Source organism: Floridaenema flaviceps BLCC-F50 (assembly GCF_041929275.2).
Lineage (GTDB): Bacteria > Cyanobacteriota > Cyanobacteriia > Cyanobacteriales > Aerosakkonemataceae > Floridanema > Floridanema flaviceps.
The window spans coordinates 3,639,640-3,663,919 of sequence record NZ_JBHFNR020000001.1 but is presented as its reverse complement, the minus strand read 5'-3'; the positions used below and the strand labels follow the sequence as shown (position 1 = coordinate 3,663,919).

At 40.1% G+C, this 24,280-nt stretch carries 19 protein-coding genes, 1 tRNA gene and 2 pseudogenes; 14 read left to right on the top strand and 8 right to left on the bottom strand.

Going from position 1 to position 24,280, the window contains the following annotated elements; genetic code table 11:
- Positions 1-239: 239 nt before the first annotated feature.
- From ACE1CI_RS17800 to ACE1CI_RS17785, 4 genes are all read right to left on the bottom strand, one after another.
- The gene (locus tag ACE1CI_RS17800; protein ID WP_413263500.1) at positions 240-842 is read right to left on the bottom strand and encodes an HD domain-containing protein; all 603 of its coding nucleotides are present in this window, start codon (positions 840-842) and stop codon (positions 240-242) included.
- A gap of 32 nt (positions 843-874) precedes the next feature.
- Positions 875-1,141 carry a ribbon-helix-helix domain-containing protein gene (locus ACE1CI_RS17795; RefSeq protein ID WP_413263501.1) on the bottom strand — a complete coding sequence of 89 codons (267 nt, stop codon included), beginning with the start codon at positions 1,139-1,141 and terminating at the stop codon, positions 875-877.
- 65 nt (positions 1,142-1,206) lie between these two features.
- The gene (locus tag ACE1CI_RS17790) at positions 1,207-2,553 is read right to left on the bottom strand and encodes a TldD/PmbA family protein (protein WP_413263502.1); all 1,347 of its coding nucleotides are present in this window, start codon (positions 2,551-2,553) and stop codon (positions 1,207-1,209) included.
- Positions 2,554-2,687: 134 nt separating this feature from the next.
- A complete protein-coding gene (locus ACE1CI_RS17785; RefSeq protein ID WP_413263503.1) occupies positions 2,688-4,169 on the bottom strand; it encodes a TldD/PmbA family protein in 1,482 nt (493 codons plus the stop codon).
- Positions 4,170-4,401: 232 nt separating this feature from the next.
- Between ACE1CI_RS17785 and ACE1CI_RS17780 the strand changes: the two are divergent.
- The 5 genes and pseudogenes from ACE1CI_RS17780 to ACE1CI_RS17760 all read left to right on the top strand — a co-directional run.
- A pseudogene (locus ACE1CI_RS17780) lies at positions 4,402-5,620 on the top strand (RNA-guided endonuclease InsQ/TnpB family protein); the annotation flags it as partial.
- A 21-nt stretch (positions 5,621-5,641) separates the two neighbouring features.
- Complete coding sequence (locus tag ACE1CI_RS17775; RefSeq protein ID WP_413263559.1) at positions 5,642-6,055, top strand: EVE domain-containing protein; 414 nt, start codon at positions 5,642-5,644, stop codon at positions 6,053-6,055.
- 187 nt (positions 6,056-6,242) lie between these two features.
- The gene (locus ACE1CI_RS17770) at positions 6,243-11,369 is read left to right on the top strand and encodes a PAS domain S-box protein (protein ID WP_413263505.1); all 5,127 of its coding nucleotides are present in this window, start codon (positions 6,243-6,245) and stop codon (positions 11,367-11,369) included.
- A 139-nt stretch (positions 11,370-11,508) separates the two neighbouring features.
- Positions 11,509-12,729, top strand: coding sequence for an RNA-guided endonuclease InsQ/TnpB family protein (locus ACE1CI_RS17765; RefSeq protein WP_413263506.1), 1,221 nt, complete (start codon positions 11,509-11,511; stop codon positions 12,727-12,729).
- A gap of 58 nt (positions 12,730-12,787) precedes the next feature.
- On the top strand, positions 12,788-15,067 hold the full coding sequence (locus ACE1CI_RS17760; RefSeq protein WP_413263507.1) for a hybrid sensor histidine kinase/response regulator: 2,280 nt from the start codon (positions 12,788-12,790) through the stop codon (positions 15,065-15,067).
- A gap of 1 nt (position 15,068) precedes the next feature.
- On the opposite strand, the gene ACE1CI_RS17755 is transcribed toward ACE1CI_RS17760, so the two are convergent.
- Entirely contained in the window at positions 15,069-15,407 is a 339-nt protein-coding gene (locus tag ACE1CI_RS17755; RefSeq protein WP_413263508.1) for a DUF4342 domain-containing protein, read from the bottom strand.
- Positions 15,408-15,507: 100 nt separating this feature from the next.
- Here ACE1CI_RS17755 and ACE1CI_RS17750 point away from each other — a divergent pair, with 100 nt between their 5' ends.
- On the top strand, positions 15,508-16,122 hold the full coding sequence (locus ACE1CI_RS17750) for a tetratricopeptide repeat protein (protein ID WP_413263509.1): 615 nt from the start codon (positions 15,508-15,510) through the stop codon (positions 16,120-16,122).
- An 8-nt stretch (positions 16,123-16,130) separates the two neighbouring features.
- On the opposite strand, the gene ACE1CI_RS17745 is transcribed toward ACE1CI_RS17750, so the two are convergent.
- From ACE1CI_RS17745 to nadA, 3 genes are all read right to left on the bottom strand, one after another.
- The gene (locus ACE1CI_RS17745; protein WP_413263510.1) at positions 16,131-16,826 is read right to left on the bottom strand and encodes a TIGR04283 family arsenosugar biosynthesis glycosyltransferase; all 696 of its coding nucleotides are present in this window, start codon (positions 16,824-16,826) and stop codon (positions 16,131-16,133) included.
- Between the two features lie 26 nt (positions 16,827-16,852).
- Entirely contained in the window at positions 16,853-17,494 is a 642-nt protein-coding gene (locus tag ACE1CI_RS17740) for a TIGR04282 family arsenosugar biosynthesis glycosyltransferase (protein WP_413263511.1), read from the bottom strand.
- A 218-nt stretch (positions 17,495-17,712) separates the two neighbouring features.
- Positions 17,713-18,684, bottom strand: coding sequence for a quinolinate synthase NadA (gene nadA / locus ACE1CI_RS17735; RefSeq protein WP_413263512.1), 972 nt, complete (start codon positions 18,682-18,684; stop codon positions 17,713-17,715).
- Between the two features lie 212 nt (positions 18,685-18,896).
- Here nadA and ACE1CI_RS17730 point away from each other — a divergent pair, with 212 nt between their 5' ends.
- The 8 genes and pseudogenes from ACE1CI_RS17730 to ACE1CI_RS17695 all read left to right on the top strand — a co-directional run bounded on the left by ACE1CI_RS17730 (position 18,897) and on the right by ACE1CI_RS17695 (position 24,233).
- On the top strand, positions 18,897-19,838 hold the full coding sequence (locus tag ACE1CI_RS17730; RefSeq protein ID WP_413263513.1) for a TIGR04168 family protein: 942 nt from the start codon (positions 18,897-18,899) through the stop codon (positions 19,836-19,838).
- Between the two features lie 30 nt (positions 19,839-19,868).
- Positions 19,869-19,955, top strand: a tRNA-Ser gene (locus ACE1CI_RS17725).
- 102 nt (positions 19,956-20,057) lie between these two features.
- Positions 20,058-20,309, top strand: a pseudogene (locus ACE1CI_RS17720) (element excision factor XisH family protein); the annotation flags it as partial.
- Positions 20,279-20,614 carry a XisI protein gene (locus tag ACE1CI_RS17715; RefSeq protein WP_413263514.1) on the top strand — a complete coding sequence of 112 codons (336 nt, stop codon included), beginning with the start codon at positions 20,279-20,281 and terminating at the stop codon, positions 20,612-20,614. The pseudogene ACE1CI_RS17720 and the gene ACE1CI_RS17715, both read left to right, overlap by 31 nt.
- A 190-nt stretch (positions 20,615-20,804) precedes the next feature.
- Positions 20,805-21,014, top strand: a complete 210-nt coding sequence (locus tag ACE1CI_RS17710) for a hypothetical protein (RefSeq protein WP_413263515.1) — start codon at positions 20,805-20,807, stop codon at positions 21,012-21,014.
- A gap of 39 nt (positions 21,015-21,053) precedes the next feature.
- Positions 21,054-21,275: a hypothetical protein gene (locus ACE1CI_RS17705; RefSeq protein ID WP_413263516.1), complete on the top strand. Its 222-nt coding sequence runs from the start codon at positions 21,054-21,056 to the stop codon at positions 21,273-21,275.
- Between the two features lie 53 nt (positions 21,276-21,328).
- Positions 21,329-21,616 (top strand): PIN domain-containing protein, encoded by a 288-nt coding sequence (locus tag ACE1CI_RS17700; RefSeq protein ID WP_496615539.1) that lies wholly within the window; start codon positions 21,329-21,331, stop codon positions 21,614-21,616.
- A 775-nt stretch (positions 21,617-22,391) separates the two neighbouring features.
- Positions 22,392-24,233 carry a response regulator gene (locus tag ACE1CI_RS17695; RefSeq protein WP_413263518.1) on the top strand — a complete coding sequence of 614 codons (1,842 nt, stop codon included), beginning with the start codon at positions 22,392-22,394 and terminating at the stop codon, positions 24,231-24,233.
- Positions 24,234-24,280: the final 47 nt, after the last annotated feature.

Genomic DNA, 24,280 nt, shown 5'->3' with positions numbered 1-24,280 from the left:
CAGCTTTCTTGTGGGGCAGGCAGGATGCCCACCCCACAATAGTTACAGCTTTCTTGTGGGGCAGGCAGGATGCCCACCCCACAATAGTTACAGCTTTCTTGTGGGGCGGGCAGGATGCCCACACCACAATAGTTACAGCTTTCTTGTGGGGCAGGCAGGATGCCCACCCCACAATAGTTACAGCTTTCTTGTGGGGTGGGCATCCTGCCCGCCCTAGTTTTAACTTTATTTACATCTACCTACTTAGTTAATCGTTCTTTTTTCAAGTATCCAGCGGCGATACAATCAGCGATAATTTCTTCGACTAATTTACCCAGAATAGGTGATGCTTCTTGTACAGGAGACATTCTTTTTCTGACTAAGTTTTCGGTAATTCCGTGTGTTTGCCAAGTTCCGCCGTGATTCTGTTGATTTTGCAGTAGGGGTTGTAGGCGATCTAGGCCGATCGCAAATTTAGCAGTTTCAGTTTTTGATTCCTCAAATTCTTCCCAAAGTTGCCTTAATTCTTCAGCTTGTTCTGAAGGTAACAAACCAAAAATTCGCGTTGCTGCTTTGATTTCCCTTGCTGCTTTGTCTAAGTTTGCTTTTACGTCGTAACAGAATGTATCTCCCGCATCGATTTCGATTATATCGTGAATTAAGAGCATTTTAATTGCTTTAATAATATCAACTTCTGGTGCTGCATATTCGGCTAAAATTATTGCCATGATTGCTATATGCCACGAGTGTTCGGCGCTGTTTTCTTGACGGGAACCATCAGTTAATTTGGTTTGGCGCAGGATGTTTTTTAGTTTGTCAATTTCGGTGATAAATTGGATTTGTTGAACCAGTCGATTGTTCATTTTTAGTTATTTTTTTAAAATAATGTAACGATTCATGCTTGTTTCTGGCGCATTTGATGTAATTTTTCTTTCAATTGAGCGACAACTATATTTCCATCAATTCCTTCACCGCGCCTGAGTTCTTCTTGGGCTAAATTTACTTTTTCCCTTGTTTCTTCTACCCAAGTTTCATACTCTCGATCGCGTTGCTCTAATAATTGTAATGCTTCGTCAATTACTTCCTCAGCATTGTTGTATTTACCTCTGTTTATCTTTTGTTGAATTAACTCAGCTTGTTCGGTTTTTAAGGTGATATTCATAGCTGTTGCTCCTAGTGCTAATTTTACCTTGAATTATAGCAATATTGCGTAATTCCTAGTTAAGATTAAACACTATCGCTGATACTGCTGAAATTAAACTGTTTTACTTTGATTCCTGGTACAACAGTATAGCCGGATCTTTCCACAGCACTCAAAGCATCAACATCGCGCAACATTTCGGACAAGTTTTGATTGAAACGGAAATTTTTAATCGGGTAAGCAATCTTGCCTTCTTCAATCCAAAAAGTACCATCGCGAGTCATTCCGGTAACTTCTAAAGTTTTCGGATTGGCAAAATTTACATACCAAGTTCGACTGACTAAAATTCCGCGTTCAGTTTGAGCAATTAAATCATGCAAACTTTGTTCTGTACCCTGCATAACTATGGGATAAAAATAACCTGTGGGTGCTTTCCCTTGCTGTTGCGCCCAGTAGCGACTGTAGGATAAAACTTGGGGAATTCCGTCTTTAATTAACTCTAAATAGTTATTACTTAATCCATCACTAAAGCTAGTTCCAAATTGTAATAAAGGATGGGCTGGATCGCGATTTATTTGCACTAAAGGGCTAAACATCGCTTCACCTAAACGATTACCTATTGGTTTTCCATTTGCGTCGATGCGCGACATGAAAGAACGCCCTTCATCGGCGGCGCGTGCGTCTAAACTCCAAATTGCCATCATTAATAAGTCGCTGACAGCTGGGGCATCTAAAATTACTGGATATTTACCAGGGTTGATTTCACGGGGATGACGAGATGCAAAAGCGCGATCGATTATTTGTTCGGTTAATAGTTCGATCGGCAATTCATTAATGGCAAAACTTGTACGATCGCACCAACTAGAACCATCTTCAATTTTACCAGTAAAACTAAAGTTTGCTGCGGTTCCTCGATTGCTGGCTCTTAAACCTTGAGAATTACCAATTGCCGATAAAAATGCGTCTGTACTAAGAATTCCCGAACCATTAATGCCAGCTTTAATACTTTTTTGGCAAACTTTTTGAATGATTTCTCCTCTAGCTAAGGGCGAAAATGAGGCGGTTGCTAAGTCAAAAGCGGGGGTACGTTGTTCGTAAATTTGCGGTTCTAAAAGTGGCACCCATTCGGGATCTTCGGGCGCAATTTTGGCTAATTCTTCTGAGAGTTGAATTGTTTGCGCGATCGCATCTTCATCAAATTCTGTTGTGGAAGCTGAAGCGCTACGTTTCCCAAAATAACTAGTAACTGTCAGGTTAAATTCTGAGTTACTGATATTTTGAGTAATCTGATTTTCCGAGTAACGACTCAGAGATGATTCTCCCATGCTTAAGCTGACAAAAACGCCCTCTGCTGTCGATTTTTTGATGACTTTTTCTACTAAAGAAAGAGCTTGATCTTCGTTAAGAATATTCGCTGCTGTTGCTACGGTCATATCACATATTAAACCAGAGATGAACACAGATAAACACAGATGAAATTATTAGATTAAGTACGGTGCGTCAGAGCCTTAAAATTAAATAGAAGTCCCTAAAGTTTTGCTGTTTGACGCACCCTACAGCTGATTATTTATGACGCGCTAACTTGAATGTTGCGAACGCGCACAGGAACGCAAGCATGAGACATTTGGGCAACTTGCATTGGTTCTCCTTTGCCGCAGGAATCTGTACCACATTGTTGACGTTCGGAAGCAGGCCCAACTGCATCAACGCTATTCCAAAAATCAGTGGTCATAGAATGGTAATTGACATCTTTTAACATTCCGACAATTTGGCCTTTTTCAACTTTCCAAAAAGCATCGCCACCGAATTGAAAATTGCGTCTTTGTTGGTCGATCGAAAAAGTTCCATAACCATCAATTAAAATGCCATCTTCGGTATCGGCAATCATTTCTGCTAAAGTAGCAGTATGGGAACCGTTTTCTGGCCCTGGTTCTAATCCTAAATTGGGAATTCTCACCATTGGAATGCTAGACCAACTATCAGCAAAAGCGCAACCGTTACTATGAGGACGACCTAGACGATAAGCGGTTTCGCGATCGGTCAAATAATCCACTAAAATTCCGTCTTTAACTACATACCATTCTTGTGCTGGTACGCCTTCATCATCATAGCCAACGGTGCTGCGTCCTGCTGGCTGGGTGCGATCGCATTTAAAATTAACCCAAGGTGCTCCATATTGCAGTTTTCCTAACTTATCAGTAGTGGCAAAACTCGTTCCCGCAAAGTTCGCTTCGTAGCCATAAACTCGGTCTAATTCTGTGGGATGTCCGACAGATTCATGGATAGTTAACCAGACATTTGTCGGTTTGAGAATCAAGGTTGTGTTAATTCCAGATGGCCCTTTGGGAGCATTAACTTTTTCAATTGCTTCTTGTGCTACTCTATCTATTTGTGATAATAAATCTTCTGGATTAATATTTTCGTAACCTTGATTTAAAGGTGGACGTTCGTAAGTCCGACTTTGGGCATCACCGTTAGCAATTGCCGTACAACTAAATAAGGGATAACTGCGATAAATTGTTTGCTCAATTAAGGAACCTACTGTAGAGGCAAAAACCTTTTCTTCCCGACTGAATTCTAAGAAAGAATAAGCTTTTTTGATTCCTTTTTCCCCATAACTCAACAGTTTTTCGTTAATATTTAAAAGTAAATCTGCTTTTTGGGCAATTGGCACAGCAAAAGGATCGATTTGAATCGGGGTAACGTAGGTATCGCGATAAGCTTCTACCGGGACTAATTCTACTTTTTTCTGTTGGGAAAGGCGACTCCCTTGGGCAATTTCTACTGCTAAATTAACGATGCGTTCCACTTCAGCAGGGGTTTTATGAGGACTAGCAGCAAAACCCCAAGATCCATTGAGTAATACGCGCACGCCAAAACCAGAACTTACGTTATCTGATAGGTTAGTTAAAGATCGATCGCGTGCTGTTAAATACTGTCTTCGATATGTACAAATTCTTACATCTCCATATTCGCATCCAGCTTTTTTAATCAGACTAATTGCTAATTGGGCTAAATCTGTAGCCGTGCGTCCTGGGGCTTGTACCATAGTATGATTAAAACTCAAAGGTAAAAGTATTGTAGCGATTTTCCAAAAAGGTGGCAAACTTGATTAATTATTGGCTGATGAAATCGGAACCAGAGGTTTATCTTAATGTCGCAATTCATCTCCCGTTACAACGAAGTTTAACGGGAGATGAATTGTGACTAGCTCGCCTCAGATCTCGCTGTGCGAATCAATATAATGATATACTGTTAGCAATTCCCGAATTGATAGAGAGATGTTAACAGCTTTAAAGGTAAGATTGTATCCCAACAAAGAACAAGAAGTAGCACTAGGCCAAAACTTTGGCTGTTGTCGTTTTGTCTGGAATCATTACCTAAACAAAAGCAACACTCAATATAAAGAAACGGGAAAAGGATTAAGCTATTGCGACATGGCGAAAGATTTGACGCAGTTAAAGAAACAAGAAGAATTCTTGTGGTTAAAAGATGCGTCATCTTCAGCGTTACAGCAATCGCTGAAAAACCTAGAAACGGCATTTAAAAACTTCTTTGAACATCGGGCTAACTTCCCGAAGTTTAAAAGTAGACACAAAAAGCAATCGCTGAGATACCCGAATGGTTGCTCAATCAAAGGTAGTGGTATCTACCTTCCTAAGTTGGGGGTCGTAAAAGCGGTAATCTCTAAAAAGATAAGCGGCAAAATAAAATCTGTAACTGTCTCAAAAGACAGCACGGATAAATATTTTGCCGCTATTTTATTTGAAGTTGAAGATACCCCAACTAATAAAAAGGGTAAGATTTCTGGTATTGATTTAGGTCTTAGCTCCCTCGTTACGGTATTTGATGGGGAAACAACTTATAAGGTTGACCCAATTAAACCTACTAGGAAATATGCCAAGAGATTAAGGCATAGACAGAAATCCTTATCCCGGAAAAACCTTGGCTCTAATAACCGGAAAAAACAGGTTAAGAGGGTAGCTAAAGTTCATCATAAAATAGCAAATACTAGACTTGACTTCCTCCATAAACTCTCTCATCAGTTAGTGAGTGAAAACCAAACTGTTGTAGTTGAGAACCTTTGCGTAAAAGGATTAGCACGAACCAATTTGGCTAAATCTGTATTAGATGCTGGATTTGGTATGCTGATTAATTTCTTAGACTACAAACTGAAAAGAGTTGGCGGAATTCTTGTAGAAGTTGATAGGTTCTTCCCTAGTACCAAGCTTTGCAATTGTTGCAATTACAAAAATAATTCTCTTACCTTGAAAGATAGAGAATGGGTTTGTCCACAATGTCAAACCCATCATGATAGGGACGAGAATGCCGCACGTAATTTACGGTCAGAAGGCATCAGGATTTTGTCAACAAATACTGTGGGACACACAGAATTTCAAGCTTGTGGAGAAGGCGTAAGACTCACCTAGTAAAGGTAGAAATACCTCTACTCTTAAGCAGCTTTCTAAGAAACAAGAATCTCCCGTCACAGCGCTAGCTCAAAGGGGAGAGTGTCAAAGTATAACTCATTTGCAGCGCGATCGCCAAACTATTTGGGATGGGGTGCGTAACTATCAAGCGCGAAATTTTATGCGCCAAATGAACCCAGGTGACTTAGCATTTTTTTATCATTCTAACGCCAATCCTCCCGGAATTGTTGGGTTAATGCGCGTCATCAAAAACAATGTTGTCGATCCGACTCAATTCGATGCTAAAAGTAAATATTATGACCCTAAATCTACTCCTCAATCTCCCCGTTGGCAAACGGTAATTGTGGAATTTAAAGAAGTTTTCCCCCAAATTATTACTTTAGAAAAACTCAAACAAGAATTTAGTCCAGATGAGCTTTTAGTCGTTAAACAAGGTAATCGTTTATCAGTAATGCCTGTAGCGGAAACTGTGGCGACACATATTTTAAATTGCAGCCGGAAATAGCGATCGCACCCATCAATTATTTTGGCATACGCCCTATTAAAGTTTCTGTATTTTTTACCTTTAGTTCCTAGATATCAAATAGTATAAAAGGACAACCAACTATTCCTTAAGGACTTCAATTTTTCCAGAAGTAGCCCAAGCATTATTGGGTGAGGGTTAACATTTGGTGTTGGCTTAGGAGGTTCAAGTGAAGCACTCATACTGGTATAAATACTTTCAATTGCTTAGGAGGCAAACTCTACGTTACTGGCTACCACTGTTGCTGGGCATTGTCGCCACACTCGCAGTTTTTGGACTGTGGCAGCAGTTATTAACACAGGAACAAAAGCACATTGAACAGTTAGTTGAGCAAGAAGTCACAATAATTGAATCGGAGTTCAAAGAAGAACTGACAGAAAGAGTTTTGGCACTGCAACGGATGGCAAAGCGTTGGCAAACAGGCAGTCGGAGAAATAAAGCTTTCTGGGAAGCTGACGCAGCTGCCTTAGTTAAGGACTTTAATGAATATCAAGCGATCGAACTAATCGTCCCATCATCTAACATATATTGGATTGTCGCTTCGCCACGCGAAACACCAAAAACTCAAAACTTAAACCTCAACCAAAATGCCGTTCGGCAAGCTGCCTTAAAACGCGCACAAACTGAGCGTCAACCCATCCTATCACGCCATATTTTAAACAGTGAAGGAAATCAAGAGTTTTTGGCAGTTATTCCCTTATTTACAGCCGATCGTCTTGATGGATTTATTCTTGCTGTTTTCCCAATTCCGGCACTGTTTGACAATACCTTACGAGTATCGAAAGGTTATCAATTAAAACTATATGAAAATCAAGAATTAATTTATAGTCAAGGCTCACAAATCGAGTTCCCATTCTTAAAAAAAATCATTCCAATTACAGTTTATAACCTGAACTGGAAACTAGAAATTTTAACAAATCCAGCATTAATCGCCCGTGAGCCATTCGTTCTCCCGAATATAGTTTTATTTAGTGGTTTAATTGCGGCTTGGACTTTAGCACTAACAGTTTTTCTCGCACAACAATCAGAAAAACAAATTCAAAAAACTAAAAAAATCAACCAACAGCTACAGATAGAAATCATCGAGCGACGGCAAGTAGAAGAAACTTGGCGAGAAAGTGAAACCAGATATCGCCAACTGATCGATCACTTAAATGCCGGGTTTGTAGTTCATGCTCCTGATACGAGCATAAGCTTGTGTAATTTAACTGCTTGTGATTTATTAGGGCTGTCGATGGATCAAATATTGGGAAAAAGTGCGATCGATCCTTCATGGCATTTTATTCGGGAAGATGGAACAATCATGCCGATCGAGGAATATCCTGCCAATCGAGTACTATCTACAAAAATGCCCTTGCAAAATTACGTACTCGGAATTAGCAGAGGCACTGACTCAATTAATTGGGTATTAGTTACAGCATTTCCAGAATTTGATACCAAAAATCAACTCAAACAAATAGTAGTGACATTCATCGATATTAGCAACCTGAAGCAGGCAGAAGCAGACTTGCGAGAAATGGCTGGAGTCTTAGAAAATGCAGTCTCAGGTATTTCCAAATTAGATGTTCAAGGACGCTACCTTTACGTTAATAGAACATACGCCAGCGTCACTGGCTACCAACCGGAAGAAATGATTGGGATGTCTTGGCAGCAAACAGTACATCCCGATGAATTAGAGAAAATGATCGCTAATTATCACCAGATGGTGCAAGAGGGCAGGGTAGAGGTTGAAACTAGAGGAATACGCCGGGATGGTTCAGTTTTTTATAAACAACTGGTGATGATTGCCTGCTACGACGAACAACACCAGCTTTCGGGAAATTACTGTTTCATGAAGGACATTAGCGATCGCAAATTAGCAGAACTTGCCCTGAAAAAAGAATCCCTACGGAGTAAAACGCTGTTTGATATGTCAATGGATGGCATTGTTGCCATGAATCATCGAGGAGATGTGGTACAAACTAGCCCAAGTTTTGCTCGGATGATTGGCTATACCGTAGAGGAAACCCTCAAACTTAATGTTGCTGATTGGGATGCTCAGTGGACTCAGGAAGAACTACAACTTTTGATCAACAGAGAAGAGGTAATTCCTCTGTTTGAAACCAGACATCGCCGTAAAGATGGTTCTGTCTATGATGTAGAAATTAGCTGGAACCGAGTGGAATTAGAAGATCAGAGAATAAACTTTTGTATCTGTCGAGATATTAGCGATCGCAAACAAGCCGAAGAAACTTTACGCATCTCCCAAGCACGTTTTGCCGGAATTCTCGAAATCGCTAACGATGCGATTATTTCAGTCGATATTAATCAGCGAATTACCCTATTTAACCAAGGGGCAGAAAAGATTTTTGGCTACAAAGCTGAGGAAATTTTAGGGCAACCTTTAGACCAATTACTACCATCTCGCTTCGCCAATGTTCACCATCACCACGTTTATAACTTTGGTCAATCAAGTGGTAAAGCACGACGCATGGGTGGTGTAGAAACTTATCGCCCAGTTGGAGCAAGAGGGGAAATTTTTGGTCGTCGCAAAAATGGCAGTGAATTTCCTGCCGAAGCCTCAATCTCGAAATTGGAACTAGGTGGCGAGACAGTCTTTACGGCATTTTTGCGAGATATTAGCGATCGCAAACGCATCGAAGAAGAACGCCAACAAGCTGAAGCCGCCTTGCGCCACAGTGAAGCCCGCTTCCAAGCATTCATGAATCATAGCCCTGCTCCTGCCTGGATTACTGATGACAAAGGAATAATACTATATCTCAGTCAGACTTATTACCAAACTTTTTTGGTACCAATTGAAAATTCAGTTGGCAAATCTATCTTTGAAATTTATCCCCAAATAGTTGCCCAACAATTTTTAGAGAATATTCAAACTGTTGCTCAAACTAAGCAGGTAGTTGAAGCAATTGAAGTTGCTCCGCGCCGAGATGGTGAAATGGGTAATTTTCTAGTTTATAAATTTCCTATTCCCGATCCTTCTGGACAAACATTGGTGGGAGGAGTAGCAGTTGATGTGACTTTGCAACATCGAGCCGAAGAAGCATTACGTCAAAGCGAAGCCACAAAACAAGCAATTATTGAAGCCATTCCCGACTTACTGATTCGGATGGGTTCTGATGGTACTTATCTCGATTTTGTTACTAACAGTGAGTTTAACATCGTCAATCCAGACCAGATCCTTGACGATGTAGATGTGTTTGATGTCTTGCCTGATGAACTAGCTCAAATCCGCCTGGATTATACCCAAAAGGCTGTCAAAACTGGAAATATGCAGGTTTATGAGCAACAGATTTTAATTAAAGAACAACTTTGCTATGAAGAAGTGCGAATTGTGCCATTACAGCAAGATCAAGTGTTGGTTATGGTACGCGATATTACCGATCGCAAACGCGCCGAAATCGAACTAAAACATCAAAAAGAAATCCTACAAGCCATGTTCGATCACATTCCGATCATGGTTGCCATGTTTAACCAACACAACATAATTGAATTCGTTAATCCCCAACTCCAAAAAGTATTAGGTTGGTCACTAGAAGATTGGCAACAACGAAACATATTAATGCAGTGTTATCCCGACCCCGCCTATCGCCAAGAAGTCATAGATCACATGATGGCAGCTAATAGCAAATGGAAAGATTGGATTACCCAAACAGCTTCCGGTGAAACTTTGCACACTTCTTGGGCAAACGTCCGACTTTCCAACGGCTACTACCTTGGTATTGGTCAAGATATCACCGATCGCAAACAATTTGAAATTCAACTGCAACAAGCCAAAGAAGCCGCAGAAGTAGCAAATCAAGCCAAGAGCATTTTTCTGGCTAATATGAGTCATGAATTACGAACCCCGCTCAATGTAATTCTGGGATTTACTCAAGTAATGAGCCATGATTTATCCTTGAGTACCGAACAGCAAGAAAACCTGCAAATTATTCGCCGCAGTGGAGATCACCTGCTCAACTTGATTAATGATGTATTAGACCTGTCGAAGATCGAAGCCGGACACACCACAATTAACTTGTGCAATATAGATTTAGTTGCTCTATTACATTCACTTCGTAGTATGTTTGGGCAACGTGCGATCGCAAGAGACCTCGACTTCAACTTCTATATAGACCCACTTTTACCCCAATACATCACCACCGATGCCAGCAAACTCCGTCAAATACTAATTAACCTCCTCAGCAACGCCATCAAATTCACCAAACGGGGAGGCATCTCCTTGCGCGTTAAAGTGGATAATAAACAAAAGGAGGTAAAAAATATTACAGAAAATCACCATCAGTCGCCAAACCTTCGCTTCCTCATATTTGAAGTAGAAGATACAGGCAGTGGCATTGCTCAGAAAGACCTGAATGCAATTTTTGATGCTTTCGTACAAGCTGAAGCTGGCAGAGGAACAACCGAAGGAACAGGGTTAGGTTTAACCATCAGCCGGAAACTTGCCCGCTTACTAGGAGGAGAGATTACTGCTACTAGTGCAGTAGGAACAGGCAGTATATTCCAACTGATCCTGCCCTCTGAAATTGCTACCAATGCAGATATACAACTAGAGCAAAACGATCGCCAAGTAATCGGACTGGTTCCCAATCAACCTAAATATCGCATATTGGTAGTGGATGACCAAGCCGAAAACCGTTTATTGCTGGTCAAACTGTTGACTCAATTAGGATTAGATGTGCGCGAAGCAATGAATGGGCAAGATGCGATCGCGATCTGGAAAGATTGGCAACCTCATCTTACCTGGATGGATATTCGGATGCCCGTTCTCAATGGCTATGAAGCAGCAAAATGGATTCGAGAGCAGGAAAATCTCTTGCGGGAAAGTGAGGCAGATTTGCAACATGAGGAATCAAAACTCAATCTGCAACATCAACGATCAATTATTATTGCTCTGACTGCCCATGCTTCACACAGCGATCGTGAACTTGCCCTCGCCGCAGGCTGTGATGATTACATTAGCAAGCCATTTCAAGAAGGAACCCTGTTTGAAAAAATGGCAAAATATTTAGGCATCTGTTATATTTATGCCGAAAATGAGCCACAATTACCCAATCAAACTGACCTTTCTCTGACGCAGGCATTAACTACCGAGAGTTTATCTGTAATGTCAGAAGAATGGATAGCTGAGTTAAACTTTAAGGCGCTATCTTGCGATCAAGATGCAGTTTTGGAATTGATTGACCAGATTCCCGAAGCCCATAGCCAACTTGCAGCAGGATTACGCCAAATAACACAAAACTTTGAATTTCCTCGCATTGTGGAGTTAGCTAATTTGCCGCTGAATTGGGAATCCTAAAGTTGGGGGGTAAATACAGTTGCCAAAAATCTAGCTTGCTTCTCCTCAATCTTACTCATTTTTGGAGCTTTATGCCAATAGTGACGAAGTTTTGGCGAGGGTGGTTTTCGATGAGACCAACTCACAATATAATCAAATCATGTTGCTAGTGGAACGTCATATCATCACCAAAAACCATCCTCTGTGGTCAGAAATTGACCACAAAGCTTTTTTGGCGAAAAATTTGTTTAACCAAGCTAATTATCATTATCGTCAACACTTCTTTGTCCACAAAGAGAAATTAAACTTTAACCAACTTTACCACCTCCTATCACAAACCCCCGACTATAAAGCCTTACCCACAAAAGTTAGTAAGCAAATCATCCGCCGATTAGATTGGGCATGGACAAGTTATTGTCTTGCGGTAAAAGTCTGGCAGAAACATCCCGAAAAATTTAATGGTCAACCAAAAATACCGGGATATAAACATAAAACCAAAGGGCGCAATATTCTCCCTTATCCTCACGAAGCCATCTCCAAAAAAGCCTTAAAAAAAGGAATTTGTCAGCTCTCGATGAGTGAAATCAAAATTCCCACATCACAAACAGAAATAATCGAGGCGAGGATTGTGCCGAAAAGTAGTTGTTATATCATGGAAATAGTTTATGAAAAAGTAGAGTCAACAACCAACGAGCAACAAATAGCAGGTATAGACTTAGGCGTTAATAACTTAATGGCTGTAACTACCAATCAAACAGGTGTCAGACCTCTTTTGATTAAAGGCTCCCCACTAAAAGCGATTAACACCTTTTACAATAAACAACGTTCCTGTTTACAGTCTGTCCTCAAACTCAAACATCATCAAAACCAATCTCAAAGATTAAAAAATCTCACTCATAAGCGCAACTGTAGAGTAGATAACTATCTACATACAGCCAGTAGAAGAGTCATAGATTGGTGTAGACAGCATCACATAGGAATCCTGGTAATTGGGCATAATGCTAACTGGAAACAAAAAATTAACTTAGGTCAAAGGAATAATCAACAATTTGTGGAGATTCCACATTATCGGTTAATAGAAATGTTGACCTATAAAGCCCAATTAACCGGAATAAAAGTCGTGATTACAGAAGAATCTTATACATCTCAAGCTAGTGCTGTAGATGGGGATGCTCTCCCTAAGTATGGAGAAAAAAGGTCAGTGTTTCAGGGACATAGAATAGCTAGAGGATTGTATAAAACAGCTGATGGTAAGTTATTAAATGCCGATGTGAATGGGTCATTTAATATTACCAGAAAAGTAATTCCTGATGTCTTAGACCAAGGAATAAAGGGTTTGCCGTTTAACCCTGTGGTGCACGGACCCACTACGAATGACTAGTCTTTTCGCCTCTCTCGTAGGTTTGAGTAAATTTAGTTGAGCGGTATGTTTTAAGTCTATGGTTACAGTTCCGACAAATATAAAAACCAAAGTCAGTATTTTGATTGTTGATGACCAACCCGACAATTTACGCACTTTGTCTGCTATTTTACGCGATGAAACCTACACGGTGAGACAAGCGACTAGTGGCAAAATCGCTTTGAGTGCAGTACAAGCAAATCCCCCAGAACTAATTTTATTGGATGTCCGAATGCCAGAGATGGATGGCTATGAAGTTTGTTCGCTCCTCAAAGCTAATCCTGCTAGTCGTGATATTCCCGTAATTTTCTTAAGTGCTTTGAATGATGTTAATGATAAAGTCAAAGCCTTTAAAGCTGGCGCAGCAGATTACATAACTAAACCGTTTCAAGCAGAAGAAGTGTTAGTTCGGATTGGACATCAATTGACAATTCGACAGCAGCAACAGCAATTATTAGCTCAGAGTCAACAGTTAAAAGAAAGTACGGAAATACTGCGGTTTCAGGCAGAACAAGAACGGTTAATGGGTCAGGTTATTCTCAAAATTAGACAATCTCTCGATAAAGAAGTTGTTTTCAATTCAACGGTTTCTGCAATTCAACAATTGCTGCAAGCCGATCGGGTATTAATCTATCAAATATTGGCTAATAATACGGGAAAAGTAGTAGCGGAATCAGTTGTAGCAGGTTTTCCAGCTATTTTAGGAATGTCTTTCCCAGAAGAAGTATTTCCCGCTACCTATCATGAACTTTACAATCACGGCAGAATTGGCATTATTAATGATATTTATGCCAAAAACATAGATATGGCTCCTTGTTTAATTGAGTTTGTGGAACAATGGGCAGTGAAAGCTAAATTGGTGGTGCCAATTTTGGCTAATGAAAATTTGTGGGGTTTGCTGGTTATTCACCATTGTTCTGCCCCTAGAACTTGGCTGAGTTCGGAAGTAAGTTTACTTTCGCAACTGGCAGGTCAAATTTCGATCGCGATTCAACAAGCTGAACTTTATCATGAGATTCAGAGTTTCAATACGACTTTGGAAAGGCAAGTCTACATTCGCACTTTAGAATTACAGCAAGCTCTCAAATTTGAAGCCACACTAAAACGCATTTCTGATAAAGTGCGAGATTCACTAGATTCTCATCAAATTCTCCAAATTGCTGTAAAAGAGTTAGGAATGGCAATCAAAGCAGAAACTTGTAATGCTGCTCTCTATAGTCCCGATCGTCTTACCTCGAAAATTCATTATCAGTATGTTGCACCAGGGCTACCCACAACTCAAGGGCAAGAAATTCAAGTCCAAGATGCAATTGAGATCTATAAACAATTACAGCAGGGTTATTGCTTCGCCTTTTGTCTAACTGAAGCTAGTACAATTCGCAATCATTCAGCAAGTTTGGTCTGTCCCATTTATGATGGACAATTAGAACAACCGGAAGTAATTGGTGAACTTTGGGTATTAAAATCCATTGATTCTTGTTTTAGTCAAATGGAAATTCATTTAGTGCAACAGGTGGCTAATCAGTGTGCGATCGCTCTGAGACAAGCAAGACTTTATGAAGCGGCTCAATCTCAAGTTAAGGAACTCGAACGACTAAATAATCTTAAAGATGATTTTCTTAGTACCGTTTCTCACGAACTGCGTACCCCAATTTCTAGTATTCACATGGTAACAGGCTTATTAATTGAGCTTACCGATCGAGGAAAAACTTTCATTCAAGATACCGCTGGGTTAGAAGCACAAAACAACGAAGCAATGCACTATCTGAAAGTTTTGCACGAAGAGTCTGAGCGGGAACTAAACTTAATAGAAGACTTACTTAACCTTCAGCAAATTGAAGCTGGAGTTTATGCTACTCAACCTATTGGGATCAATTTACAAGATTGGCTGCATCATGCGAGCGAAAGCTTTCAAATTCGGGCGCATAATCAACAGCAAACACTCCAACTGGAAATAGAACCCAATCTTCCTACCATAACAGTTGACCTCCGTAGTTTTAGCCGCATCTTCACCGAATTACTCAATAACGCTTGCAAATACACTCCTGCAGGTGAGAGAATCTCAATTTCTGCTTATACACAAGCAGAACATTTCTATTTGAGCATTACAAATACAGGTATCGAAATTGCACCAGAAGAACTTGCTCACATCTTCAAAAAGTTTTACCGTATCCCCAACAACGATCCTTGGAAATACAGCGGTATTGGCTTAGGACTAGCATTAGTGAAAAAACTGGTTAAACAGATGGGCGGGATAATTACTGCCCAAAGCAATAACAATCTCACCCAATTCACAGTTCAATTGCCAATTCTCAAATAACTTAAGAACCTTCAACTTTTTCGATCGCAATTGTCAGATGAGCAACTAATGCGCCAATTGCGCCTATTGCTGCTACGATCGGGAACAATGCTGTCCCAACTACTCCTCCCACAACACCAATAGTTAGAGGAATTTCTATTAGTATATGCCCTTCTTCATTTTTGATGGTAATGCGACGAATGTTACCTTCGTAAATCAATTCCTTAATCTTACTTACTAAGGCATCACCGCTAATACTAAACTCTTCAACCCTAACTTTTGGTGTAACAACCTCAGTTTCAGGTTTGATGTTAATTACTTCAATCTCTATAGCATCGGCTTCGTCTTGAGGTGAATTCATTTTTAAATCCTCCAATCTTAAATTTCAGGACATGAGGCTGTTTACAATTAGCTTATTACCTCCTAAATTATAATCCATATAACGATTAATATTAATTTACATGAACAGCAAAATTTCACTGCTAGCACAACTTTCTTGGTGGAATAACGTCATTCGCACAAATCCTCAAGATGCTCAGGCATATATTCGGCGGGGAATGACGAATTTTAAGCTGGCTAAAATTGCCGAATCGATCGAGGATTTTGACACAGCAGAGAAGCTAGAACCAACTCTCACTCCCTATCTTTGGCAACGTGGTTTATCTTACTATTATGCCGAAAAATTTGCCGAGGGTGCTAACCAATTTGAGATAGATTTAACAGTTAATTCTCACGATGTTGAAGAAACGGTGTGGCGATATCTGTGTATTGCTAGATTTAGTGGAGTTTATGAAGCGAGGAATACTTTATTAGAAGTGCGGAACGATCCGCGCCAAGTAATGCGTTGCGTTTATGATTTGTTCGCCGGAAATAGTACAGAAGAAGATGTATTAATTGCTGGGGAAACAGAAGGCAAACAAGGTAAATTTTACAGTCATCTTTATTTAGGTTTGTATTATGAAGCAGAAGAAGACGTGCAAAAGTCTCAAAATTATATAGTCAAAGCAGTTGGTTATCAATTAGAAGATTATATGTGGTATTTAGCTTGCGTACATCAGAAATTAAGAGGCTGGTAAAATTAAGGTTATTTGCGTTTTTTTCGATAAAAAGCTGCTAGTTTTTCTGAAGGAACTCCCAGGTAATAACCCACAATCATTAATTGATTAATCAGGGTAGTTTTTATGATGCCAAGTTGTTGCCAACGGCGACCTGATGTGATAACTGGTGTAGTGATAATGGCAATTTTTCCCATGTTTCTTAATTGCCGGATAAAGACAAAATCTTCCATAATTGCTTGGATGGGAAAACCGCCAATTTTATGGAAGATTTCGGCTTTGACAAAGATAGCTTGATCGCCGTAAGGTAAGGAGAGAAAGTGCGATCGCAAATTCACCATCATTTCCACTAACCTAATCCCTCTAACTTTAGCATCAATTGCTAATTCAAAAGCACCCCCAACTACTCCCGGTTTTTGTGTTGCTGCCAAAATCATTGCCCCAAAATTAGCAGGTAAAATTGTATCACCATGCAAAAATAGGAGAATGTCTCCGGTTGCAATTTTAGCACCTGCATTCATTTGGATCGATCGTCCACGAGGAGAAGACAAAACTTTGTAACCGAAACTTTCAGCAATAGCAACTGTTCGATCTTCGCTTCCCCCATCTACAACAATAACTTCTAACTCTGGGTAACTTTGTAAATTTAGCAAACTTTTTTCAATTGCCTTAGCTTCATTTAATACCGGAATAATTACTGATATTTTTATTTGTTCTTTTGTCATTAATTTTGGGGAAGTAAATAGTTTTTTCAATCAAGATCCCCGACTTCTTCAAGAAGTCGGGGATCTGTATACTTCACTAAATCTTCTGGTCTATCAATATCAGAAAGAGTAGTAAGATAAGCAACTACTAATTTCAGATTTTCGGCAATTTTAACTGTTTGCTGCAATACCTCAGAAGTCCCCCAGTTAATCCCTGTAAATAATTCGGGAATTAACCGCTTTAACCCAATTAAATAATAACCTCCATCAGTTGCAGGGCCAAGTACTAATTCATTTTGAGAAAGTGCTGCAAATGCTTCTGTTATGATTTGGGAAGTTAAAGTCGGACAGTCCGAACCAATAATTATAACTTTCTCAATTCCATTGTTGAAAGCTGTTGCAAAAGCTGTCGCTATTCGCTTACCTAAATCCCCTTCTGTTTGTTGTTTATAGCTTAGATTTTCTCCTAACCATGCTGCCATTAACTGTTGGTTTCCTCCAGTAAAATGCACTTCAATTAAAGTATTTGAAACTTGTTTTACTCCAGTTACCACTGTTTCCGTTAATTGTCGATGCAAATTTGCTGCACCTTCAGCACCTAGAACTGGAATTAAGCGTGTTTTGGTTTGACCAGCTTCGGGATAGCGAGTAAAAATTATTAAACAGTTTTTTGGATTGTTGTTAGTCATTGGTCATTTGTCATTAGTTAGGATGAATTTTGTAACCGCAGATGTTCAGCATGATTTTTGGTGGGGTGCTATTTAACTCAGATAAGAGGACTACGAGGCGGAGCCTCGTAGTTTCTCGTTCCCTGGTTGAACCGGGGAACGAGGGAAACGAGGGAACGAGGGAAGATTTGTTGTAGGGTGCGAATGACTAATAACCAATGACCAATGACCAATGACAATTAACTCATTTCTAACATTCTTTGCATCGGACGTAATGCGGCAATTCTGAGATGTTCTGGTAAAGTGAGTTCTGGGGTGCGATTTTTCATTGCTAGATACAGCTTTTCTAAGGTATTTAATCGCATGAAAGGACATTCGTTGCAAGCGCAATTGGTTATCGGTGGCGCGGGAATAAAATGTTTTTGCGGTTGCTGTTTTTGCATTTGGTGAATAATTCCCGGTTCTGTCGCTACGATAAATTCCTGTGCAGAATTTTCGTGGGAATATTTTAGTAAAGCACTGGTAGAACCGATAAAATCAGCGTGGCGTAAAACTGGTGGTTCGCATTCTGGATGTGCTAAAACTTTGGCTTGGGGATGAGCAATTTTTAACTGAACTATCTTCTTTTCGGAAAAGGTTTCATGGACGATACAAGCACCTTGCCAAAGTACCATTTCTCTTCCAGTTTGCTGCATTACGTAGCGTCCTAAATTGCGATCGGGCCCAAAAATTATCGGCTGATCTTCGGGAATTTGGCGAACTATGTTTACAGCATTAGAACTAGTACAAATAATATCACTCATGGCTTTAATTTCTGCCGAACAATTGATATAAGAAATTACCAAATGTCCGGGATGTGCAGCTTTAAAAGCAGCGAAGCGATCGGGGGGACAACTATCCGCTAAAGAGCATCCAGCATTGATATCTGGTAAAAGTACCAATTTATCAGGGTTGAGAATTTTGGCGGTTTCTGCCATAAAGTGAACCCCAGCAAAAACTATTGCCTCCGCATTTGTACTGGCGGCTCGTCGGGACAGTTCCAAGGAATCACCGATATAATCTGCTACATCTTGAATCTCTGGATCTTGATAATAGTGAGCCAGTATAACTGCATTCAGTTCCTTCTTGAGAGCTTTTATAGCTCCCACTAAATCATAAGGGATTTCTGAAGTTTCAGTGCTTTCTCTGGGTAGTAATGTAGTAATAAACACAGCTAATTTCTAATTAAAGTAAGAAGACATGACTGTTACTGTTAATTAATTATAGTTGATTTTACTAAAAATGGGGGTAGAGAGTATCAGTAAGAATTACGTAAACTTCAATTACCTACTACCAACTACCATTTGGCGATCGCTCTGAAGTAAGCTGCAAAAATAGCCCTGGCTTGCCTATCCTAAGAAAAGATAAAAAAATAAAGTAAGGCATGAGTATCTTGGGAAATCAAAATCAAGTAATTAAAATTGCAGTGGTCGGAGATGTTCACGACCAATGGGAAGCGGCAGATGGAGAAGCTTTACGCCGCTTGGGTGTAGACTTGGTGCTATTTGTCGGAGATTTTGGGAATGAGTCGGTAGGAGTGGTGGAGGCGATCGCATCTCTCGACATCCCAAAAGCGGCAATTATGGGCAATCACGATGCGTGGTACACTGCTACGGAATGGGGTCGCCAGCGTTGTCCCTACGATCGCGCCAAAGAAGATTGGGTACAGGATCAGTTGGATTTACTGGGGGAAACTCACGTTGGGTACAGTAAACTGGATTTTCCACAGTTTAACTTAACTGTTGTGGGTGGTCGTCCGTTTAGTTGGGGCGGCGATGTTTGGAGAAATGCCGATTTTTACCTAGAACGTTATGGTGTGAATGATTTTGCTCAGTCTACTGAGCGAATCATGGCAGCAGTGAACGACGCTGCTTATGATACGATTATTTTTCTCGGTCACAATGGGCCTTTGGGGTTAGGCGATCGACCGGAAGACCCTTGTGGGAGAGACTGGCAACCTTTGGGGGGAGATTTTGGCGATTCGGATTTGGCAGATGCGATGGCGCAATCAAAAAACATGGGAAAATCAGTTCCCCTCGTAACTTTTGGTCATATGCACCATCACCTCCGTCACCGCAAAGACCGCTTACGCACCCCAATTTCCACCAGTGACGATGGTACATTGTATTTAAACTCTGCGAGTGTGCCCAGAATTATTCACAAAGGCGATCGCACTCAGCGAAATTTCTCTTTGGTGACATTGCAAGCTGGCGTTGTGACTCAAGCATCCTTAGTTTGGGTAGACAAAGACTATAGCGTGATTTCCGAGGAAATACTCTATCAAGTTTCCCCAACTCAGGCGCAAACTGCCTGTAGTCATTTGTAATTATTCCTGATAAGATAAACAAATGTGCCTGGAGAGGTGGCAGAGTGGTCGATTGCGCTTGACTTGAAATCAAGTGTGGCAGCAATGTCACCGTGGGTTCAAATCCCACCCTCTCCGTTGAGTTTTTAGTTGGTAATAATACTGCAAACCAGATACCCGACTTCTTGAAGAAGTCGGGTATCTGTGTAAAATTTAGAGCAACTCCCTGAAGTCAAAAGCTTTCTTGGGCGATCGTTCATTAGTGACCTACAATCTGCGATCGGTCAATACATCATGTACCAAGAAGTGGTCAAAGTTCAGACCTTAGATTTCAAACTGTTCTTAGCAATTCCAGCCGACCTGTATCACAATAATTTTCAAACACCACTCGCTCAATTAATGCTTCAAACAACCCAAATCAACCTATTAATTTTTGATCCAATCCAAGAGGCGATCCAACAATGGATAAACTCAACCACTACCGAAACCTAATCCAGAAAATTTTAGAAGAATATCACAAACTCGGTTCAGGTAACTCCGATATGGAATCTACACTACTATTTGACCCGATTCGCGATCAATATCTTCTTCTGAAAATGGGGTGGCATCAAGATAAGCGCATCAAACGCAATGTCATTCACCTTCGTTTGAAAGACCAAAAAATCTGGATTGAAGAAGACTCGACGGAAGATGGCGTTGCAACTGATCTGCTACAAGCAGGAGTACCTCGTGAAGATATTGTTCTAGCTTTTCATCCACCCCGTTTACGTCAGTTTACCGAATTCGCTGCCATATAACTTAATTTGGTACTGTACACAATTAATTGTTATTGGTGACAATATTTAAATAAGATTTGGTTGAGGCATTGCGATCGGACGGAAGCTCGATCGCAAACTGAAACTTCTAATTTGTGCGATCGCGATTTTTGTTTGTGGGCAGGAGAAACAGCAAAACTGTTAAGAAGGGGATAACCGAGAGGAAAATGAGTTGGCTTGGCAAGTTTCGCTTGAGGATATTAAGGCAAATAATTACAATTTGGATATTAAAAACCCTCACCGAGTTGATGTAGAACAGGCTAATTTAGATGAAATGTTGGCAGATTATCAAAAGTTGATGGCAGATTTGGATGAGGTGCGGAGTAAATTGAAGTTTGAATTGATGGAAGCGTTGGGGGATGATTCAAAAATAGGGAGTTAGAGTTACAATAAGCTTGATGAATTCAATGAGGTAGTTAAAATGCTTACAGGATTTGAGTTTGAAACTAGAACAAAAGATGGGTTAATCCAAATTCCAGAGGAGTACAAAAAAGATTTTGGTGATGGAACTGAAGTAAAAGTAATTATTTTGAAATCTGCTAAAAAGATTTCTAAAACGGGTATGTTTGCAGAAATGATGCGAAATCCGGTTAAGGTAGAAGGACTACGTTCAATGAAAAGGGATGAAATATACGATCGCTAATTATGCCTAATCAGCTTTGTTTCCTTGACTCTAATATCTGGTTGTATATTTTAATGACCGATCCCAAAAATAAACCAGAAGAAGAAATGAGAAAACGACAGGTTGCTATTGAATTAACTGAAAATGAAAACGTGGTGATTAGCATCCAAGTAATCAATGAAGTTTGCTCTATTCTCAACCGAAAAGCTAGTTTTAATGAAAATCAGATTAAACAAGCAATTCAAGAATTTTATAATGGTTGTGTTGTAGTCAATATCAATTATGAAACTTTGATACTAGCTTCTAATTTGCGGAGTCGGTATAATTTCTCTTTTTGGGATGGGTTAATTGTTTCTAGTTAGTGCCTTGGAAGCAGGAGCAAGTATCCTTTATTCTGAAGATATGCAGGATGGGTTAGTTGTTGAAAATAGGCTGGAAATTGTGAATCCTTTTAAATAAAAGCAAATTTAAATGCGCGATCGCATAGCGAGAAACTGATGGAAGTGGCGGCGCGGGAAGTGTTGGCTGTGCGATGGGAGGTGCGATGCTTAGGTAAGTATTAGAAAGGCGATCGGACGGAAGCTCGATCGCAAACTGAAACTGCTAAACTGTGCGATCGCAATTTCTGGTTGGAATCAACTATCGAACCAGACAAAGTATTACTAATATTAGCAGCGCATCAGAAAGCATTAAAACAATTAGGGGGAAAATCTCTAAATCCTGCTTTGGCAAATGCTCCAACAAAAATGAATATTAATAACTTTTTTGCTATTTCCGAATTAATTGTAATTAGCTCATCAATATCTCTGTGTTTCGCAAAATTTTAGAATTTCTTTTGAATTGTAACTCTCTCTAACTCCCAAAATCATATAAATCTATAGGGTTACAGCAATTCTAAATTAATTCTTTTCTGTAACAGTAACTACTAAAAAACCAGCGACAATAAAAGTATCCATTACTCAGCAGCCAACTTAAACAGGTCGTCCAGAAGGGATGAGCTATCTATTAAGCTACTGGCTGATAACCCACAGCTTAATAAATAACTAGTGCAACCAGCAGGAACCAACCATTAAAAATCTTAACGTTGGCATAGCCTGCCGTAGGCATATCGCACCCTCCATTGAGGAAGAAAACTTAATGAAAATTTTATTAGTAGAAGACGACTCTTTGACTAGTTCAGCCCTAGCTGAAACGCTCTCAAATCACCATTATACTGTTAATGTAGCTGCCGATGGATTAGTAGCGCAGGAGTTAGCTTTAGAATACGAATATGACTTAATTTTGCTGGATATTGTAATTCCTAAACTCGATGGAATCAGTGTTTGTAAGCAACTCCGGGCTAAAGGTTATCATAACCCAATCTTACTTTTAACAGCCAAGGATAGTAGTAACGATCGCGTTATGGGCTTAGATGCTGGAGCCGATGACTATGTTGTAAAACCTTTTGATCCAGAAGAATTAATGGCAAGAATTCGCGCTTTACTACGGCGAGGAAAACCTGTTTCCTCTTCGGTAATTACTTGGGAAAATGTCTGTTTTGATTCGGTGAATAACGAAGTAAAATGTGGAGAAAAACTCTTACACCTGACACCGAAAGAATATTGCTTATTGGAATTATTTTTATTAAATCCTAAGCAGATTTTTAGCCGTCGTGCTATTTTAGATCGCTTGTGGGATTTTGCCGAAGCACCGGGAGAAGAAACTGTGAGTACTCATATTAAATGTTTGCGCCAAAAACTTAAAGCAGCAGGAGCAACTGATATGATCGAAACAGTTCATGGTTTAGGTTATCGACTGCGAACCCCTGCTTATCAACCAGAAACAGCAACTTCTGCTAACTTTCAAATTCTTGAACCAAAAACTGATGCTGATTATCGTCAGCGAGTAGAAGCAGCAACTTCTAAAGTATGGGAAAAGTTTCAGGGAAAAATGTTAGCGCAAATCGCCATCCTTGGAGAAGCAGCAGCGGCTTTAACAGCCGGAAATTTGACCGCAGAATTACAACAAGAAGCTAAACAAGAGGCGCATAAATTAGCTGGTTCTTTGGGTATTTTTGGTTTTATGGAAGGCTCAAGGTTAGCTAAGGAATTGGAAGAGTTATTGCAATTAGATTATTTACAACTAGAGGCGGAACAAATCAAGCAAATTTCGGAATTAGCCGCAGCAATATATAGAGAAGTGCAACCGAATTCTACATTGCCTGCTCAATCGACAGCGAACTCTTACTCACCTTTAATTTTAATTGTCGATGATGATTTAGCATTAGCAGAACGAGTGCGAATTGAAGCGAGCGCCTGGGGATTACGAGTAGAAATTGCTACCGAATTGACGGTAGCCCGGAAAATAATTTCCCAAAAACCACCGGATATTATTCTTCTAGATTTGAACTTTCCTAGCGGTAAAGAAGATGGCATCACCTTACTAGAAGAAATAACTGGGCGTGTTCCTCCCATTCCGGCGATCGCTTTAACGGGAAGAGAAAGTTTGAGCGATCGGGTAGCCGTTGCTCGGTTAGGAACTAGTGCTTTTTTACACAAACCATTACCTGCTCATCAAATTCTGAAAGTAGTGAGCGAAGTACTTGCTCAACACCAAAAAACCTCCAGAAATCGGATTATGATTGTTGATGACGATCGAGTAGCCTTAGCCCATCTCTCCACCCTCTTAAAATCTTGGGGTGTAGAAGTCACAACATTAGAAAATCCCCAAAATTTCTGGCAGATTTTCACCGCTTGCACACCAGATTTACTGATTCTCGATCTAGAAATGCCTGACTTCAACGGTGTAGAATTGTGTCAAGTAGTTCGCAACGATCCCCAATGGCATCATCTGCCAATTTTATTTGTTTCCTCACACACTGGAACCGAACAAATTGAAAAAGCCTTTGCTGCTGGCGCAGATGATTACATTAACAAATCAGTAGTGGGAACTGAAATAGCAACGCGAATTATTCGCCGCCTGAAGCGTAGTCCTAATTAATTAACTATGATGGATAATTGCAGACTTAAAATACAGCTTGTGTATTG